The sequence below is a fragment of the Aquificaceae bacterium genome (assembly GCA_037722135.1).
GTDB classification, from domain to species: Bacteria; Aquificota; Aquificia; order Aquificales; family Aquificaceae; genus Pampinifervens; species Pampinifervens sericum.
Window position 1 is genome coordinate 1 of record JBBKAW010000003.1, and the last position, 15,349, is coordinate 15,349.

The 15,349-nt window shown below is 43.7% G+C and carries 17 protein-coding genes, 1 other RNA gene and 1 pseudogene; 7 read left to right on the forward strand and 12 right to left on the reverse strand.

The features are described from left to right. The 3 genes from WKI49_00190 to WKI49_00200 form a co-directional block, all read left to right on the forward strand. Window positions 1–225, forward strand: a 225-nt coding sequence (locus WKI49_00190; protein ID MEJ7620920.1) for a hypothetical protein, incomplete at its 5' end; no start/stop codon positions are given. Beyond that, a complete protein-coding gene (gene cas2 / locus WKI49_00195) occupies window positions 206–454 on the forward strand; it encodes a CRISPR-associated endonuclease Cas2 (protein MEJ7620921.1) in 249 nt (82 codons plus the stop codon). The genes WKI49_00190 and cas2, both read left to right, overlap by 20 nt. A gap of 47 nt (window positions 455–501) precedes the next feature. Beyond that, the gene (locus WKI49_00200; protein MEJ7620922.1) at window positions 502–1,389 is read left to right on the forward strand and encodes a glycine--tRNA ligase subunit alpha; all 888 of its coding nucleotides are present in this window, start codon (window positions 502–504) and stop codon (window positions 1,387–1,389) included. Between the two features lie 76 nt (window positions 1,390–1,465). Here WKI49_00200 and WKI49_00205 read toward each other — a convergent pair whose 3' ends face one another. Both WKI49_00205 and WKI49_00210 read right to left on the reverse strand, forming a co-directional pair. Then, on the reverse strand, window positions 1,466–2,596 hold the full coding sequence (locus WKI49_00205) for an SH3 domain-containing protein (protein MEJ7620923.1): 1,131 nt from the start codon (window positions 2,594–2,596) through the stop codon (window positions 1,466–1,468). Beyond that, window positions 2,593–2,835, reverse strand: coding sequence for a hypothetical protein (locus tag WKI49_00210; GenBank protein MEJ7620924.1), 243 nt, complete (start codon window positions 2,833–2,835; stop codon window positions 2,593–2,595). Before WKI49_00210 ends, WKI49_00205 begins: the two co-directional genes overlap by 4 nt. Before the next feature lie 23 nt (window positions 2,836–2,858). Here WKI49_00210 and WKI49_00215 point away from each other — a divergent pair, with 23 nt between their 5' ends. Together WKI49_00215 and WKI49_00220 are read left to right on the forward strand one after the other, a co-directional pair. Further along, window positions 2,859–3,491, forward strand: coding sequence for a hypothetical protein (locus tag WKI49_00215; GenBank protein MEJ7620925.1), 633 nt, complete (start codon window positions 2,859–2,861; stop codon window positions 3,489–3,491). Beyond that, window positions 3,488–4,363 (forward strand): FAD:protein FMN transferase, encoded by an 876-nt coding sequence (locus tag WKI49_00220; protein ID MEJ7620926.1) that lies wholly within the window; start codon window positions 3,488–3,490, stop codon window positions 4,361–4,363. The genes WKI49_00215 and WKI49_00220 overlap by 4 nt, the downstream gene beginning before the upstream one ends. Here WKI49_00220 and WKI49_00225 read toward each other — a convergent pair. From WKI49_00225 to trmFO, 7 genes and pseudogenes are all read right to left on the reverse strand, one after another. Then, window positions 4,338–5,441 carry a glycosyltransferase family 4 protein gene (locus tag WKI49_00225; GenBank protein MEJ7620927.1) on the reverse strand — a complete coding sequence of 368 codons (1,104 nt, stop codon included), beginning with the start codon at window positions 5,439–5,441 and terminating at the stop codon, window positions 4,338–4,340. The genes WKI49_00220 and WKI49_00225 overlap by 26 nt on opposite strands. Beyond that, window positions 5,434–6,351: a TerC family protein gene (locus tag WKI49_00230; protein MEJ7620928.1), complete on the reverse strand. Its 918-nt coding sequence runs from the start codon at window positions 6,349–6,351 to the stop codon at window positions 5,434–5,436. Before WKI49_00230 ends, WKI49_00225 begins: the two co-directional genes overlap by 8 nt. A gap of 17 nt (window positions 6,352–6,368) precedes the next feature. After that, window positions 6,369–7,310 carry a bifunctional phosphoglucose/phosphomannose isomerase gene (locus tag WKI49_00235; protein MEJ7620929.1) on the reverse strand — a complete coding sequence of 314 codons (942 nt, stop codon included), beginning with the start codon at window positions 7,308–7,310 and terminating at the stop codon, window positions 6,369–6,371. A 27-nt stretch (window positions 7,311–7,337) separates the two neighbouring features. Further along, window positions 7,338–8,057: a hypothetical protein gene (locus tag WKI49_00240; GenBank protein ID MEJ7620930.1), complete on the reverse strand. Its 720-nt coding sequence runs from the start codon at window positions 8,055–8,057 to the stop codon at window positions 7,338–7,340. Between the two features lie 8 nt (window positions 8,058–8,065). After that, window positions 8,066–10,033 (reverse strand): ATP-dependent helicase, encoded by a 1,968-nt coding sequence (locus tag WKI49_00245; protein ID MEJ7620931.1) that lies wholly within the window; start codon window positions 10,031–10,033, stop codon window positions 8,066–8,068. A 2-nt stretch (window positions 10,034–10,035) separates the two neighbouring features. After that, an RNA gene (gene ffs / locus WKI49_00250) (signal recognition particle sRNA small type) lies at window positions 10,036–10,127 on the reverse strand. A gap of 23 nt (window positions 10,128–10,150) precedes the next feature. Continuing rightward, window positions 10,151–11,443: pseudogene (trmFO, locus tag WKI49_00255) on the reverse strand (FADH(2)-oxidizing methylenetetrahydrofolate--tRNA-(uracil(54)-C(5))-methyltransferase TrmFO). 17 nt (window positions 11,444–11,460) lie between these two features. Between trmFO and glmS the strand changes: the two are divergent. After that, a complete protein-coding gene (glmS, locus tag WKI49_00260; GenBank protein MEJ7620932.1) occupies window positions 11,461–13,239 on the forward strand; it encodes a glutamine--fructose-6-phosphate transaminase (isomerizing) in 1,779 nt (592 codons plus the stop codon). A gap of 31 nt (window positions 13,240–13,270) precedes the next feature. Continuing rightward, a complete protein-coding gene (locus WKI49_00265; GenBank protein ID MEJ7620933.1) occupies window positions 13,271–13,636 on the forward strand; it encodes a CZB domain-containing protein in 366 nt (121 codons plus the stop codon). Here WKI49_00265 and argF read toward each other — a convergent pair. From argF to WKI49_00280, 3 genes are all read right to left on the reverse strand, one after another. Continuing rightward, window positions 13,629–14,549, reverse strand: a complete 921-nt coding sequence (argF, locus tag WKI49_00270; protein MEJ7620934.1) for an ornithine carbamoyltransferase — start codon at window positions 14,547–14,549, stop codon at window positions 13,629–13,631. The two genes, WKI49_00265 and argF, sit on opposite strands and share 8 nt — an antisense overlap. A gap of 5 nt (window positions 14,550–14,554) precedes the next feature. After that, window positions 14,555–14,971, reverse strand: coding sequence for a lytic transglycosylase domain-containing protein (locus tag WKI49_00275; protein MEJ7620935.1), 417 nt, complete (start codon window positions 14,969–14,971; stop codon window positions 14,555–14,557). A 6-nt stretch (window positions 14,972–14,977) separates the two neighbouring features. Then, window positions 14,978–15,349 (reverse strand): spherulation-specific family 4 protein (locus WKI49_00280; GenBank protein ID MEJ7620936.1); only part of this gene is annotated, 372 nt, incomplete at its 5' end.

The following is a 15,349-nucleotide window of genomic DNA, read 5'->3' on the forward strand; positions in this document are numbered from 1 at the left end:
ATGGAGCCGGTTAGACCAATGCTTACGAATTTTGTGGTTGACCTATTCCTTTCTGGTAAACTTGGTAAGGCTCACTTTCTGGACGATAAAAAGCTAAATAAAGAGGGGCTAAGTGTAGTGGTGGAGCAATACCACACTATCACGCAAAGGTGTGTGGAGGAGCTTTATAGCAGTATTTCTAAAATATTTAACATGGAGGAAGGCGATGAGACTTGTAGTGTATGACTATACAGAAGAGAACATAAGGAGCAGGGTTAGAAAATCTTTGAAAAAGGATGGGTTTCATGTCCAGCTCAGTGTTTTTGAAACGCAGGAGAGCCTGCAGGACATTAAGTCAAAGATAATAAGAGAGGATAGCCCAAATTTTCGTATTGTAGTCTTCAGGATAAGAAGAAATGCACAAACTATAAAAATAGGTAAGCACTTTGACCATAGCGATGATATAGTGCTTTAGAGTTTGGTTTATGTCCTTGAGTGAGAAAATGCTGTAAAATAACTCTTATGACCTTTCAGGAAATTATTATGACTTTGCATCGCTTTTGGGCGGAGAGGGGCTGTGCGATTTGGCAACCCTATGATATAGAAACCGGTGCGGGGACTATGAACCCTGCCACTTTTCTCAAGGTGCTTGGCAGAAAGCCGTGGAACGTGGCGTATGTGGAGCCTTCAAGGAGACCGAAGGATGGACGCTATGGCGAAAACCCTAACAGACTTCAGCACTACTTTCAGTTTCAAGTTATCCTAAAGCCTGCACCAGACAACCCTCAGGAGATATACTTGGATAGCCTAAGGGCACTTGGTATAAACCCAGAGGAGCACGATATTCGTTTTGTGGAGGATGACTGGGAGTCTCCTACTTTGGGTGCTTGGGGTCTTGGGTGGGAGGTGTGGTTGGACGGTATGGAAATAACTCAGTTTACCTACTTCCAGCAGGCGGGTGGGCTTGACCTTGAGGAGATATCGGTGGAGATAACCTACGGGCTTGAGAGGATTGCCATGTATCTTCAGGATGTGGACAGTGTGTTTGATATAAAGTGGAACGAGTGGCTCACCTACGGAGAGGTCTTTAAGCCTGCGGAATACCAGTGGAGCGTATACAACTTTGAAAAGTCAGACCCAAAGGTGCTTTTTGAACTTTATGAAATATACGAAAAGGAAACCAAAAGACTTCTTGAGGAAGGTCTTGTGCTTCCTGCCTACGACCATCTTCTCAAATGTTCTCATACCTTTAACCTTCTTGACGCAAGGGGTGTTATCTCTGTTCAAGAAAGGGCAAGATATATAAGAAGGATGAACGCCTTAGCTCAAAGGGTGGCAAAGCTATACATTGAGACTATGGTGGAGGAAAACAAGATAAATTCCTTACACTCCTTAGAGAATACAGGATAACTATACACAAAATAGCAAAAGACCAGTGTAAGTGGTAATAGTTATCAACTCAACTCATTAGAGATATCCTTGAGCTTTAGTCAAGCACCCTAACCGCTATTATAGATTTATATAAGTTTCTCAACCTGTCTCTTTCAAGAAGGTTTTTATAGATGCTGTTTACATGCCATTGAGAACCATCCTCTCTTCTTAGTCTATGGACCGCATGGTAGATAACTGGCTGACCTTCCTCAAAACCCCCGTATATCATTACATGACCTCTCATAAAAAGAAGCGTCCTAAAGGGTGGCAGGGCTCTGAGAGTTTCTTTAAACTCTTCGTAGCTACCAAAACTTTCCGCTACGAGCCTGCCTATCTGTGCCTGCTGAGAGGAGTTTCTTGGAAGCTCAAGTCCATATATGGCATAAAGGCTTTGCACCAAGGAAGAGCAATCCCACCTTCCTTCCTTTCCACCCCAATCGTAAGGTGTGCCAAGAAGACTGTCTAAGATGGACTTAGTCCTTCTTTCGTTAAAGGCTATATAGCCTTCCTCAAGACCTTCTGTCCTTTTTATCCATACCCTCCTCTTGTCTGGAAGGACTACCTTGTAGAGGTCTCCCTTCTTCTCTTCGTAGTAGACCTTTGAACCAAGTCCAAAGACAGTGTTATCTACCTTTACACTTCCCTTGGTTACCACCAAAAAGGGTAAGCTCATAACCTTGAGAAGCTCCTTTCTTTCCACAAAAACCACATCCTCTCTCCTTACCCAGCCTCTCATATAGGGTGCATGCGCGTATAGCCACCTTCCACTCTTTGAACTATGGAGTATAGCCAAAGGGGTATGAGGTTCAAGAAGCGTATACTGGTTGTAGTCTATTTTTGGGTTTCCCTTGTGAACCACCGCATCGCTCGGATACATACGCATATTGGTCCTTCTTAGGGTCCAGCCATAACGCACATAAACCTCTTCTGGTATGGCAGAAAGGTTAGCCTCCTGCATAAAGTTCTCAAGGTCTTTCTCTGTAAAAAGCCTATCTCCTATGAAAAGCCTACCCTCCGGAAACCGGTCTTGAGTTATCCAATATTTTATCTGCTCTCCTCTTAGCCTTTGTGGAAACTCCTCTATTCTCTTCATGTATTCTATAAGCCTATAGGATTGTTCGTTTATTCTTACTCTATCAAGGGCAAAGGAAAGGTTAAGAAGGACAAGAAGTATGAGAAGTCTCATACTTGCCTCCTAAAGCCTCCTTTAAAAACCTCTTCTATCCAGCCAAAGCATATACGATAATTCTCTTCAACTCTTTTCTCAAGTCTTTGGAGAAAACTCAAAAGCTCTTCCCTTTCCTCTTTGCTCATTTCTGGGATGCTTTTCATTATATCTTCCAGCTCTTCCCTTAGGGGTTCTGGCTTAAAGGGGTCAAGAGAAAGCCTTTCTAACCTTTTGAGTTTTTCCCTGAGGTTTTCCACGGTTATGTATTATAATGAAAGTCATGAGGAAATACATACTTGGACTTAGCATGATTTTGTCGGTTGTTGCCTTTTCACCCGCTCAGCAGGTTAATCCCTTTCTTGTTCCAGAGAGGGCAAACTCACGCATAAATGCCAGCGTCCAAATAGCCAAGCTACTAAAAGACATGGGTTATAACCGCATTGCAGTGGTTTATATGGAGACCTCAGACCTGTGTGCTCTCTTTTCTGCTTCTTTGGTAGCTTCCTTGAGGACTTTGGGTGTGGAAGCCTACTATGTAAAAGGTGGAGAGGGTCTTGAGGATAGGCTCAAACTGCTTCAACCCCTTCATGTTTACATGGCTTATTTTGGAGAAAGACCTTACGAAGAGGTGCAAAGCCAGTTTAACCAAGACCTAAAGAGAGTGCTAAGGTATCAGGAAAAACCAAGCCTTGTGCTCCAGCCCTCCCTTTTGGCTTTAGGTTTTGTAAGTGGTATACTTGTGGATGAAACCTTGCCCTCCAGCCTGGAAAACCATCCTATGCTTAGCTTTGTCTTTGAGGAGGGAAAGGCAAAGCCTGCAAGGGTGGTTATAAAGGACTTTGAAGTAAAAGTTTCTGTGCAAGAACCAAAGGCACCACAAAGACAACAACCAAGCAGACAGAGGAGAAGGTGAGCCTCTTTGCCCTTTTGCTCTTTATAGCCTTTGCCTTCTCACAGGAGAAACTTTTCCACCTAATGGGGACATACGCTCTTATTGAACTTCCTCAAGGTAAAGAGTATGAAGCCTATAGATACATGAGAAGCCTTGAGGAGAAGCTCTCTGACTACTTGGAAAGCTCTGAAGTGTCTCAAATAAACCAGAAGGCTGGCAAGGGTTGTGTGGAAGTCTCTGAAGAGACTCTTGAGGTCATAAAAAAATCCCTTGAAGTCTCAAGGTGGACAGGGGGTGCTTTTGACATAACAGTGGGAAGCTACACTATAAACTACAAAAGGAAGGGTATACTGGGAGAGGAGGAAGCCAAAAGGCTTATAGACTACAGGAAGGTGAGGATAGAAGGAAATAGGGTCTGTCTTTTGGAAGAGGGTATGGCTATAGACCTTGGGGGTGTTGGCAAGGGTTATGCGGTGCAGAAGGCTTATGAGATGTTGAAAACGGACTGGGGCTTTTTGTCCATAGCGGGTGACTTGAAGGTCTGGGGACACAAAAGACGCCTTGCGGTCTTTAATCCTATAAACAACAAAATACTCGCAGAAGGCTATAATGCAAAAGACCTGTGCCTTTCAACGGGTGGAAACTATCTAAGAAGGCACATTCTGGGTAGGGAAAATAACCTGCTCCAAGCGACAGTTGCCTATGGAGATTGCACCATTAACGATGCAATAGAGACTGCTCTTTTGGCTATGGATGACCAAAGCAGGGAGAAGTTTCTTAAGGAAAATCCACACATAGGCGTTTTGCTACTGTTTAAGGATGGAAGCATATACATAAACAAGGCTTTTATGGAGTATTTTGAAGGGCTTAAGATATATCCAACAGCTCCTTAAAGAGCTCCACATACTTGTCTACAGTGCTTTTTATTGAGTATTGGCTTGCGGTTTGAAGTGCCTTTGTGGAAATTTTTCTGTATTCCTCTTCTGAAAGGCTTAGAGCACGAGACATCTTTTGCGTTAAGCCCTCAAGGTCTCCCACCTGCACCGCAAAACCGTTCTCACCATCTACAAGATAGTCCCTTATGCCACCTGCAAGGGTGGATATTACCACCTTTTGGCAAGCCATAGCCTGAAGCACCGCCCCTGCTATACCCTCAAAGTAAGAGGAAAAGACAAAGTAATCCGCCATATTCAAAAGCTCTGGCACGTCTTCCCTAAAGCCAAGACCTATTAATCTACCTTCAAGACCATACCTTTTTGCGTATTCTGGTGCATGCCTGTCCGTTTCAAGCCCTACGAGGATAAGGAGACAGTCCACACACTCAAGCCTTGAGAAAGCCTTTATAAGAAGAGGTTGACCCTTATGCTCTGGGTTCCAGTTGGCTACATTTATGAAAACCCTCTTGCTTGGCTCTATGCCTAACTCCTTTCTTTTCTTTAGTGCCTTCTCCCTTCCCAAGGGTCTGAACCTCTCAAGGTCAAGCCCGCTGGGTATATATACAAGCCTTTCTGGAAAGAAGTTTTCCTCCTTTAGCCTTTCAAAGGTTGTCTTGTCCACCACCACTATCCTGTCCGCCACAGAGTATTTGAAAGTTTTTGATAGGAAGTTTGAGCTTTTGCCTGTTCTTTTGTAGGCTATTATTTTAGGCTTTTTTCTCAAAAAGGATATGGCTACCCTTACAAAGTCAAGGGCATGAGGAGAATTGGCTATCACTATATCAAAGCCCTCTTTTAGCACCTTCCAAAGCCTGTAGTAATTGGCAGGGTTAAACCTGGAGAGCTTGTTGTGGTTTTCAAAAAGATGAAACTTAACTCCAAAGTCTTTTAGCTTTTCTATCATGAGCTCATACTGAAAGGAAAGAGCCATGTGGACTTGAAAGCCTCTAAGAGACAGCTCTCTTGTTATAAGGTATGTTTGCTCCTTTGTCCCTCCCCAGCCAATACCATCCACAACCTGAAGCACCCTAAGCATTGTTGGATTCTTTCTTTTTTACCACCAAGGAAGCGACCACCGACAAGAAAATGGCACTGCCAATAAGAAGCAAAGAAACCTCCACAGGTATCTTGTAAAACTCCGATAGGAGCATCTTTACACCTATAAAACCCAGTATAAAGGAAAGCCCATAGTGCAGGTAGTGAAAGAGAGGCAAAATCCCCGCAGCGGCAAAGTATAGAGACCTAAGCCCCAATATGGCAAAGATGTTAGAAGTGTATACCACAAATGGGTCTTTGGAAATGGCAAGAATTGCAGGAACGGAGTCTATGGCAAACATTATGTCTGAACTCTCTACAAACACAAGAGCCAAGAACATGGGCGTGGCGTAAAGCCTTCCACCTTCTTTTATAAAAAATCTTCCATCACCATTATGAGGTTTTAGAGGAATAAGCCTTTTGGCTATCCTATAGACAAGGGTCTGCTCTGGATGGAACTCCTTTTCCTCCGTGGTAAGGAGCTTTATGGCAGAAACTATAAGGATTACGCCAAAGATATAAACAACCCAATGGAAGTGTTTTATAAGCTCAAGCCCAGCAAAAATAAATATTGCCCTAAAGACTATGGCACCTAACACTCCCCAGAAAAGCACCTTGTGCCTGTATTCCTCTGGTATCTTAAAGTAGGAAAATATGAGGATAAACACAAATATGTTGTCAAGGCTCAAGGCTTTTTCAAGCAGGTATCCCGTAAAGTATTCCACAGCCCTATCGTAGCCTCTATCAAAATAGACAAAAACACCAAAAGCAAGACCCAAAGCTATCCAAAAGGCAGATAAAAGGAGTGCCTCTTTTAGAGAAATCTTGTGAGGGTTTCTGTGAAACACAAAAAGGTCAAGAAAAAGGGCAGTAAAAACTACTGCACCAAAGATAAGCCACTCTAACTCCATGCATGCATATTATAAACTCAAGCTAAGCTCTTCTTTATAAAGTCTATGACCTTGACTGGTATAGGGTCTTGTCCATATATATCCGCCAAGTATAGGCTCACCCAGTCTCCAAGATAGGTAAGGTATAGAAGTCTCTCTATTAAACTTTCTCCTTTTCCAGAGAGAACTTTCAAAAGCACGCCAAGGTCTTCAAAGACCTGACGAGTTATATCCACTCTTTTTAGAATTCTTTCGTGGTCCTGTGGGTCATAAAGCAAGACAAAACCGCATAGGTTTCTTATTTGAGGGTTGTCCAAACCTACCACCTCGTTGTGGTGCATTTCAGGCAAAATGGCATTGTAGCAAAGGGTTTTTGAGTTTTCGTTTATCTGGGTCTTCCACCTAAAGGCTACAGGCTCTGTAAGAGGCGTGCCATAAACCACTGGCAGGTAGGTAAACATATTTTTGGCAAGCTCTTGGGCGGTCTTTTTTATTTCCTCCTTATTGGTCTCTAAGTGCTCTCTTACACGCTCCACAGAGCCATCCATTCCAAAAAGGCACAGAAGGGCAGAAAGCATAAAGCCAAGTGCATATCTGGGTGGATATCCTTCTGGAAGTGGAATGTGCACAAGTCCTTCTCTGTTTGCTATTTCCCTTAGTTTTCCTCCAGAGCTAACGCAAACTGGCTTTAGACCCCTTTGGAGTGCCTCCTCAAGGACGTTTATGGTCTCTTCTGTGTTTCCACTGTAGCTGGTGCAAACCAAAAGCCAGTTATCTTTTACAAAGGCTGGCAGGTCATAGCCTCTTATGGAAAGCACAGGCTTTTCCGCAGGGACAAACAACTTCATAAAGTCTCCCACAATCCCAGAACCACCCATACCACTAAAGACCACACCCGCATAGCCTTCAAGAGAAATAGGCTGGCACTCTATTTTGCTAAACTGCTTGGGAAAATCCTCTGCCATAAGGTAAGCATCCATACCACCCCTCCTCTACGAATTTTAAACCTAAATCTCCAGTATTACTTGCTTTCCACCCTCTACCTTGAGTTTTGGTGTATGCCTTAAGAGGTTTATGGAAAACTCAAGGTTGTCGTAGAGGGTTATGGAGTAATTATCCCAAAAGACGCATGTCCCTGCAAGGCAGAAATAGCCTCCACTTGTAGGTGCTATCTGCTCCGCTATTAAGAGGGTATAGTGTCCCATATTAGACTGGGCAGTGTCTTCCGCACGCACCACCACCTTTATGTCTGGCATGAGAGGTTTTATAGAGGCACTGCAGGCGAGCATAATCTTGTTTACATTGACCTCGTTCTTCTCGTTTTTGTTATACCTTCTTATCTTTGAAGTGACCAAAAAGTATTTGTCTCCTTGGTGGTTGTTTACCTCGTCTATAACCTCATCTGGGTTTAGCTCCATTCCAAACCTTCTGGAAAGAGTGTTGCAGGTGTCCGCTATGTGGTCTTCGTTCTTGTAATAGCCAAGGAGAATGACCTTTTTACCCTCCTCCCAGACCCACCTTTCCACGTCTTGGACTTCCTTCTCTGTGAAAGGAATCTCGGGGTAGTTAAATACTATGGTGTGGTATTCCTTGAGTTTTTCCCAGTTGTCCACCTCGTGGACTATTAGACCTCTCTTTTCCGCCTCTCTTTGAAGTATGGAAAAGTAGTAGTAGTCCGTTATGGTAAACTCTTGATGTGTGATGCTCCAAGCAACCTTTGTCTGCATGCTTTACATTATACCACAGGCTTTAAAAAGGCGGTATGTATGCTCTTTCTACCAGCTTTGAACTCCACAAGAGCCTTGGAGTCTTCAATGGCAAGTATAACTCCCTCACCAAAGATTTCATGCAAGACCCTATCACCCACCTTGAAGTCCTTCAAGCTCTTTAGCTCTGGCATGTAGGTGGTCTTCTTCTTTGCAAAGGCGGAAAGGTCAAGAAGCTCCTTAGGAATTAAAGAGAGAAACCTGCTTGGCTTGGAGTTTCTTGTGTAGGTCATAAAGAGAAGCTCCTTAGCCCTGGTTATAGCCACATAGAAAAGCCTTAGCTCCTCTTCCATCTCCTCTTGGCTTTCCTTTGCCTTTTCGTGTGGCAGTATGCCCTCCTCCAACCTTGGCAGGAAAACCACATCAAACTCAAGCCCCTTACTGGCATGTATAGTGCTTATCTTAACAGCACCCTCCTCCTCTTCCCTTTCTGTGAGAAAGTTCACCTCCTCAAGCACATCCACAAGACGGTATCCTTCGGAGTGCTTTTGCCTTAGGTATCTCAAAAGCTCTTTAACATTTTCTTCCCTTTCTTCCGCATCCTTGTAGCTTTCCCTTAGATAATCCCAGAAGTCTATCTCCCTCAAGAAGTCCTCTATAGCCTGAGGATAGTCCTCAAGGCTTTTGTAGAGCTTTGAAAGTTTCTGTAAAAAGCCATAAAGCTCCACCGCCTTTGCCTGTGGTAGGCTTTTTAAGATAGCCTGAGAGCCCGCAAGGCAATTGCCCTTTCCTGCCTGAAGTATATGCTCCAAAGTTTTTTCTCCTATACCACTTGTGGCAACCTCCAAAGCCCTTGAGAAGCTAACCGCATCGTAAGGATTGGTAAGAACTCGGAAAAAGCTAAGCACATCCTTTATTTCCGCCCTTTCAAAAAACCTTATGGCACCCACTATTTTGTAAGGAATTCTCATCCCAGCAAGAGCTCTTTCAAAGGGTTCTGTTATGTATCCCACCCTCACGAGTATGGCTATTTGATGAGGCTTATAGCTCTGGAGTAGCTCCTTGACCTTGGTGGCTATCCAAACCGCCTCTTCCTCTTCCCTTTCAAAGCGTCTAACAGTTGGCTTTTGACCACCTTCCTTTACAGGTCTAAGGGTAGGTATTAGGCTCTTCCATTCTGCGTTAGAGGCGGATAGCACTGCGTTTGCAATATGTATTATGTAAGGTCTTGACCTGTAGTTGTATTCAAGCTTTATCACATCGGGGTTAAAGTCTTCCTTAAAGCGAAGTATATTGTCCGGTCTTGCATAACGCCATTCGTATATGCACTGGTTTGGGTCTCCCACCACACAGACATTTTCTCTTGCCAAAAGTTTCAAAATCTCATACTGGACTGTGTTCGTATCTTGAAACTCGTCCACAAGCACAAAGTCAAAGTTTTCTCTTATGCTTTGGTTTTTAAGGAGTAGCTCTCTTGTATATAGCATCAAGGTGCTAAAATCTAAAAGGTTCATACTTTTTAAAGCCTTCAAATACTCCTGTAGAGCGTATTCAAGTTTTTCGTCATAGGGTTCTCTTAGGTTTTCAAACCTTTCTGAAAGATAATTTTTTAAGGTCTCTGGCTTTGTGTTTATGGACTGCGAGAGCTTTTTTATTATCTGGTTTCTATCTCCTTCAGAAAGTATGCTAAAGTTGGTGCTTATACCCACTTGCTTACCCTTTGACCTCAAAAGCCTCAAAGCCATAGAGTGAAAAGTGCCAGCCCATGGTAGGTCTACGCCCGCTACCCTTTTTACCCTATCCCTTATCTCCTTACCCGCCTTGTTGGTAAAGGTAATGGCTAAGAGCCTCTCTGGTGCTATGCCCTTTTCCCTTATGAGAAACTCCACCTTGTGAGCGAGGGTTTTGGTCTTTCCAGAGCCAGCACCCGCTATAATAAGCAAAGGCTTGCCAAAGTGCTTTACCGCTCTTTCTTGAGAAGGGTTTAAGGCTTCCATTCTATGCTTAAACCCCGCACCCGAGACTGTGGGTCTACCGTTGCTCCCTTTCGGGCCTGGCGGGGTTCAACCCTGTCCCGTTGCGGGGCTATTTATAATTATATCCTCGTTTACACATCTTGCCCACTCCCGCATAGCCTTTATAGCCCTCTCTGCCAAAAGCCTTTTCCTCTCCTGCTTATCCTTTACCCTTTTCTCCAAAGGTGGCAAAAGTCCAAGCACAGGGGACATGGGTTGAAGCGTCCCTTCTTTACTGGTTATATACCTTACAAGTGAACCCAACATGGTCTCTTCTGGTGGGATAACCAAAGGTTTACCCTTTATGAGCCTTCCTGCATTTATACCAGCTAATAGACCAGTGCCTGCGGATGCGGAGTATCCTTCCACGCCTGTTATCTGTCCTGCAAAAAAGATATTTTCATACTTCCTCATGTTCAAAAAGGGTGTGAGAATTCGGTTTGACTGTATAAAGGTATTTCTGTGCATAGAGCCGAGTTTTACAAAAACTGCGTTTCTAAGACAGGGTATTAGTCTAAGAACTCTTTTTTGTTCTGAATAGGTCATGCGTGTTTGAAAGCCTACAAGGGAGAGCAGTGTGCCCTCTTTGTTTTCCTTTCTTAGCTGGACTACCGCAAAGGGTTCTTTTCCAGTGCGTGGGTCTTTTAGACCTACCGGTTTCATAGGTCCAAAGAGCAGTGTTTTGTATCCTCTTTCTGCAAGCTCTTCTATTGGCATACAGCCTTCAAAGTAAACAAGGTTTTCAAAGTCTTTTGGTTTTACCTTCTCCGCCTTAAGAAGCTCTTCATAAAAGACCTTGTATTCCTCCTCTGTGAGGGTGCAGTTAAAGTAGTCATCCCCTCCCTTTCCATAGCGAGAAGCCCAAAAGCCCTTTGAAAAATCCACGCTGTCCGCTTCAACAATAGGAGATATGGCATCGTAAAAGTAAAGGTAGTCAAAGCCTACAAGCTCTCTTATATCCTCCGCAAGGCTCGGAGAGGTCAAGGGTCCAGAAGCGATAATAACTACCCTATCTCTCGGAACTTTCTTTACCTCTTCTCTTATTATCCTTATATTGGGATGCTCTGTTATCTTGCGAGTTATATATTCAGAGAAAAGCTCCCTGTCTACCGCAAGGGCTGTGCCTGCTGGCACGTAGGCGTATCTGCCAGCTTCTACTATCAAGGAGTTAAGCATTTCCATCTCCGCCTTTAAAAGTCCAGCACCAGAGGTAATCTCAAGGCTTCCAAGCGTATTACTGCATACGAGCTCAGCCAGTTTATCTGTCCTGTGGGCTGGGGTGTATTGGTTGGGTCTCATCTCATAGAGTAATACCCTAAGACCCATGTTTGCCAGTCTATAGCTGGCTTCCGAACCTGCAAGACCACCACCTATTACTATAACTTCCTCCATAGCTTATAATTTTAGGCATGTGCGGAATAGTAGGCTATGCAGGAACAAATCCTGCACTTTTGGTTTTACTCCAAGGGCTTGAAAGGCTTGAGTATAGAGGTTATGACTCTGCCGGTGTGGCTCTCATAGAAGATGGAAAGCTCTATGTGGAAAAGAAAGTGGGTAAGATAAGGGAACTTATAAGAAGTCTATGGGGAAAGGAGTTAAAGGCTACCACAGGCATAGGACACACACGGTGGGCAACCCACGGAGAGGTTTGTGAACTAAACGCTCATCCTCATGTGGACAGCAAAGGTGAGTTTGCGGTGGTCCACAATGGCATTATAGAAAACTACAGAGAACTAAAGGAAGAGCTTCAAAGGCAAGGTATAGAATACAAGACGCAGACAGATACAGAAACCATAGCACACCTTATTTCTCTTAACTATGAGGGAGACCTTCTCAAAGCGGTCCTCAAAGCTATAAAAAAGCTAAAGGGGGCGTATGCTTTTGCGGTGATAACTGTCAAAGAGCCAAACAGAATAGTGGCGGTGCGATACGGAAGCCCCCTTGTGGTAGGTGTGGGCAAAAAGGAGAACTTCATCGCCTCTGATATACCAGCTCTTTTGCCCTTTACAAAGGATGTAATACCTCTCAATGACGGAGAGATAGTGGACCTAAGACCTGACGGCTTTTTCATATACGACTTTGAAGGCAACCTGCTTACCAAGGAGATAATGCATGTGCCTTGGGATGTGCTATCTGCAGAAAAGGGTGGCTTTAAGCACTTTATGCTAAAGGAGATATTTGAACAGCCAAGAACCCTTGGAGATACCATAAGAGGCTACATTTCAAGAAGCTATGACATACCAATAAACCTAAGAGACTTTCGCAGGGTATTGGTAGTTGCCTGCGGAACTTCCTATCATGCAGGTCTTGTGGGTAAGTATTGGATAGAAAAGTATGCAAAAATTCCTGTGGAGCTCGTATACGCTTCGGAGCTTAGATACTCAGACAGCCCAGTAGGAGAGGGAGACCTAATAATAGCCATATCCCAATCTGGCGAAACCGCAGATACGAGGTTTGCCTCCCTTGCTATGAAAGAAAAGGGAGCAACGCTTCTTTCTATTGTGAATGTGATAGGCAGTGCTTTAGACAGGGAATCTGATTATAGCCTTTACACTCACGCAGGACCAGAGATTGGCGTTGCAGCTACAAAAACCTTTACCGCACAGCTTGCAGTTCTCTATTCCCTTGCGGTGAGCCACTCCGAGGAAAGGGAAAACCTTATGGAAAATCTTCTTAAAGTTCCTCACCTTGTGGAAGAGGTCCTTTCAGAGGCAGAAAAGGTAAGGGAGGTTGCCCTCAAGTATGCGGAGTTTAAAAACGCCATATATCTTGGCAGGTATCTGAGCTATCCAGTAGCCCTTGAAGGTGCACTAAAGCTAAAGGAAATATCCTACATACATGCGGAAGGCTATCCTGCGGGAGAGATGAAACACGGACCCATAGCCCTTATAGATGAGCGTATGCCCGTTGTAGCCATAGCACCAATGGACAGGGTTTACGAGAAAATCTTGTCTAACATAGAGGAAGTGCTCGCAAGGAAAGGAAAAGTAATAAGCGTTGGCTTTAGAAAAGACCAAAAGCTAAAAGAGCTCTGTCAGGACCTCCTGGAAGTGCCACAGATAGAAGAAGACCTCACACCTTTCTTGACAGTTATTCCACTACAGCTCTTTGCCTACTATATAGCGGACTATCTTGGTCTTGACGTAGACCAGCCACGAAACCTTGCCAAGACGGTTACTGTGGAGTAAGATACAATAAGTCATTAGGGAGGTTGTTTCTATGGTTGGACTATTAAGTTTATTAAGAGACTTGGACATATATCTCTCTCAGCATGCCTTGTATATTTCCAAACTGGAAAGAGCTATAGAAAGCGGTCAACCCTTTGAACATAAAACCTGTAGAGAATGTGCCTTTGGGAAAAAGTTTTACGAAGAGGTTTATCCTCGTATGGAAGAATACGAAGATGAGATTAAGGAGCTACTATATGAAATAGAAAAACTTCATTGTGATTTTCATGAGGTAGCCAGCAAGATAGATACTCAAAACCCAAAGCCAGAGGATATGGAAATAATAAAAAAGATTAAAGAACACTCCACTCGCCTATTCCAGCTACTTCTTACATTAAAGAGAGAAATCCTCAAGTAGAGTTAGAAAACAAAAACTTAAGTAGTGCCTTTTGAGTGTGAAGCCTGTTTTCTGCCTGCGTGAAGATAAAGTCCGCATGGGACTCAAAAACTTCTTCTGTTATCTCCTCTCCCTTCTTTGCAGGAAGACAGTGCATCACTTTAACCTCGGGCTTTGCGTATGAAAGTAATTCCTTGTTTACCTGATAGGGTCTTAGGGCTTGTAGCTTTTCCTCTTTTCTATCTTGGTTCATGCTAACCCATACATCCGTGTATACCACATGAGCGTCCCTTACCGCCTCTACGGGGTTTGTAGTTAGATATATGCTACCACCAGTTATCTTACATAGGTCTTCACCAGCTTGATAGTATAGACTGCTTGGCTCATAACCCTCTGGAGTTGCCACAAAGAGCTTAAGACCAAAAAGACCCGCACCCACAAGCCATGTGTTGCATACGTTGTTTCCATCTCCCACATAAGCTATTTTGATACTCCGCACATCTTCCCCAAAAACTTCGTAAAGGGTAAAAATATCACTCAGTATCTGGCACGGATGTGCCATATCTGTAAGGGCGTTTATCACCGGTATATCCGAGTATTTGGCAAACTCCTCTAACTTTTTGTGGGAGTCTGTCCTTATAACTATCCCATCCACATATCTTGAAAGGGTCCTTGCGGTATCCTTTAGGTCTTCACCCCTTGAAACCTGCAGACTATTCTCCTGTAGAAATATGGTATTACCACCAAGCTGAGCTATGGCTACCTCAAAGGATACGCGAGTCCTTGTAGAGGGTTTTGTAAAGTATAAGGCTATGTTTTTCCCTTCTAAATAACGCTCCTTATCAATACCTCTCTTTATACTTAGAGCGTCTTGGAGTATACTCCACCCTTCCTCAGGGCTTATTTCCCAAAGGTCAACAAAATTCCGTTTCATCTTATCTATTTTAACATAGTGTAGTATCTTTTGTAGTTTCTGAAAACCCTTTCCACATAAGCACCATGACCCTTTGCCTTGCTTCCCTTGTTGTAGCAGTCCACCGCATGGCTTATGTCTTTGTATTGCTCCATGCACCTTCTAAGCACCATAGCTCCAAAGTGTATGTTGTAGCAGGGTTCAAAAATCCATTCTTTGGGAATTCTATACCTTTCAAGCCAAGAAGAATTTATCTGCATAATGCCGTAATCCCTCGTGCCGTTTCTGTTGACGTTTACAGCCCGTGGATTGAAGTTGCTCTCCACCTTTGCTATAGCTATCAAAAGGACAGGGTCAACTCCATACCTCTTGCCTGCATCAAAAAAGCAATGATAAAAGGCAAAAGAAAGGTAAGGCACAATTAAGAGAAGGAGCAATTTCATAGAGTTTTATTCTAACAAAACATTCATGTAGGGGCTAAGATTAAACCACAAAGGAGGGTCTTCATCTACCGCATAGGCACAACTGGCACCACGAGATGTTAGGTATGAAAGGAGCTCCCTTGCCTGTGCAGTATCCCTTACGCCATACACAAGAAAGCAGTCCTTTGGGTTTGCCCTTATTAGACCATATCCGCTATATAGGAAACTTAAACTGCTTTCAAAGACTACCACCTTGTCCGCCACACTGTAATATTCTTGAGGCACCCTTGCCCCCGGGTTTATTACCACCATGAAGTTTCCTCGCCCCTTGACATAATTGTATATCTGTCTGTAGTATTCAAAATCTCTAAGCTCTCTGCTTACCTCATCAAGGAAAAA

Excerpts from the sequence above, each read along its gene's own strand:
- cas2 (MEJ7620921.1), top strand. The coding sequence starts at position 206 with ATGAGACTTGTAGTGTATGACTATACAGAAGAGAACATAAGGAGCAGG.
- WKI49_00200 (MEJ7620922.1), top strand. The coding sequence starts at position 502 with ATGACCTTTCAGGAAATTATTATGACTTTGCATCGCTTTTGGGCGGAG.
- WKI49_00205 (MEJ7620923.1), bottom strand. The coding sequence starts at position 2,596 with ATGAGACTTCTCATACTTCTTGTCCTTCTTAACCTTTCCTTTGCCCTT.
- WKI49_00215 (MEJ7620925.1), top strand. The coding sequence starts at position 2,859 with ATGAGGAAATACATACTTGGACTTAGCATGATTTTGTCGGTTGTTGCC.
- WKI49_00225 (MEJ7620927.1), bottom strand. The coding sequence starts at position 5,441 with ATGCTTAGGGTGCTTCAGGTTGTGGATGGTATTGGCTGGGGAGGGACA.
- WKI49_00230 (MEJ7620928.1), bottom strand. The coding sequence starts at position 6,351 with ATGGAGTTAGAGTGGCTTATCTTTGGTGCAGTAGTTTTTACTGCCCTT.
- WKI49_00235 (MEJ7620929.1), bottom strand. The coding sequence starts at position 7,310 with ATGGATGCTTACCTTATGGCAGAGGATTTTCCCAAGCAGTTTAGCAAA.
- WKI49_00240 (MEJ7620930.1), bottom strand. The coding sequence starts at position 8,057 with ATGCAGACAAAGGTTGCTTGGAGCATCACACATCAAGAGTTTACCATA.
- WKI49_00245 (MEJ7620931.1), bottom strand. The coding sequence starts at position 10,033 with ATGGAAGCCTTAAACCCTTCTCAAGAAAGAGCGGTAAAGCACTTTGGC.
- glmS (MEJ7620932.1), top strand. The coding sequence starts at position 11,461 with ATGTGCGGAATAGTAGGCTATGCAGGAACAAATCCTGCACTTTTGGTT.
- WKI49_00265 (MEJ7620933.1), top strand. The coding sequence starts at position 13,271 with ATGGTTGGACTATTAAGTTTATTAAGAGACTTGGACATATATCTCTCT.
- argF (MEJ7620934.1), bottom strand. The coding sequence starts at position 14,549 with ATGAAACGGAATTTTGTTGACCTTTGGGAAATAAGCCCTGAGGAAGGG.
- WKI49_00275 (MEJ7620935.1), bottom strand. The coding sequence starts at position 14,971 with ATGAAATTGCTCCTTCTCTTAATTGTGCCTTACCTTTCTTTTGCCTTT.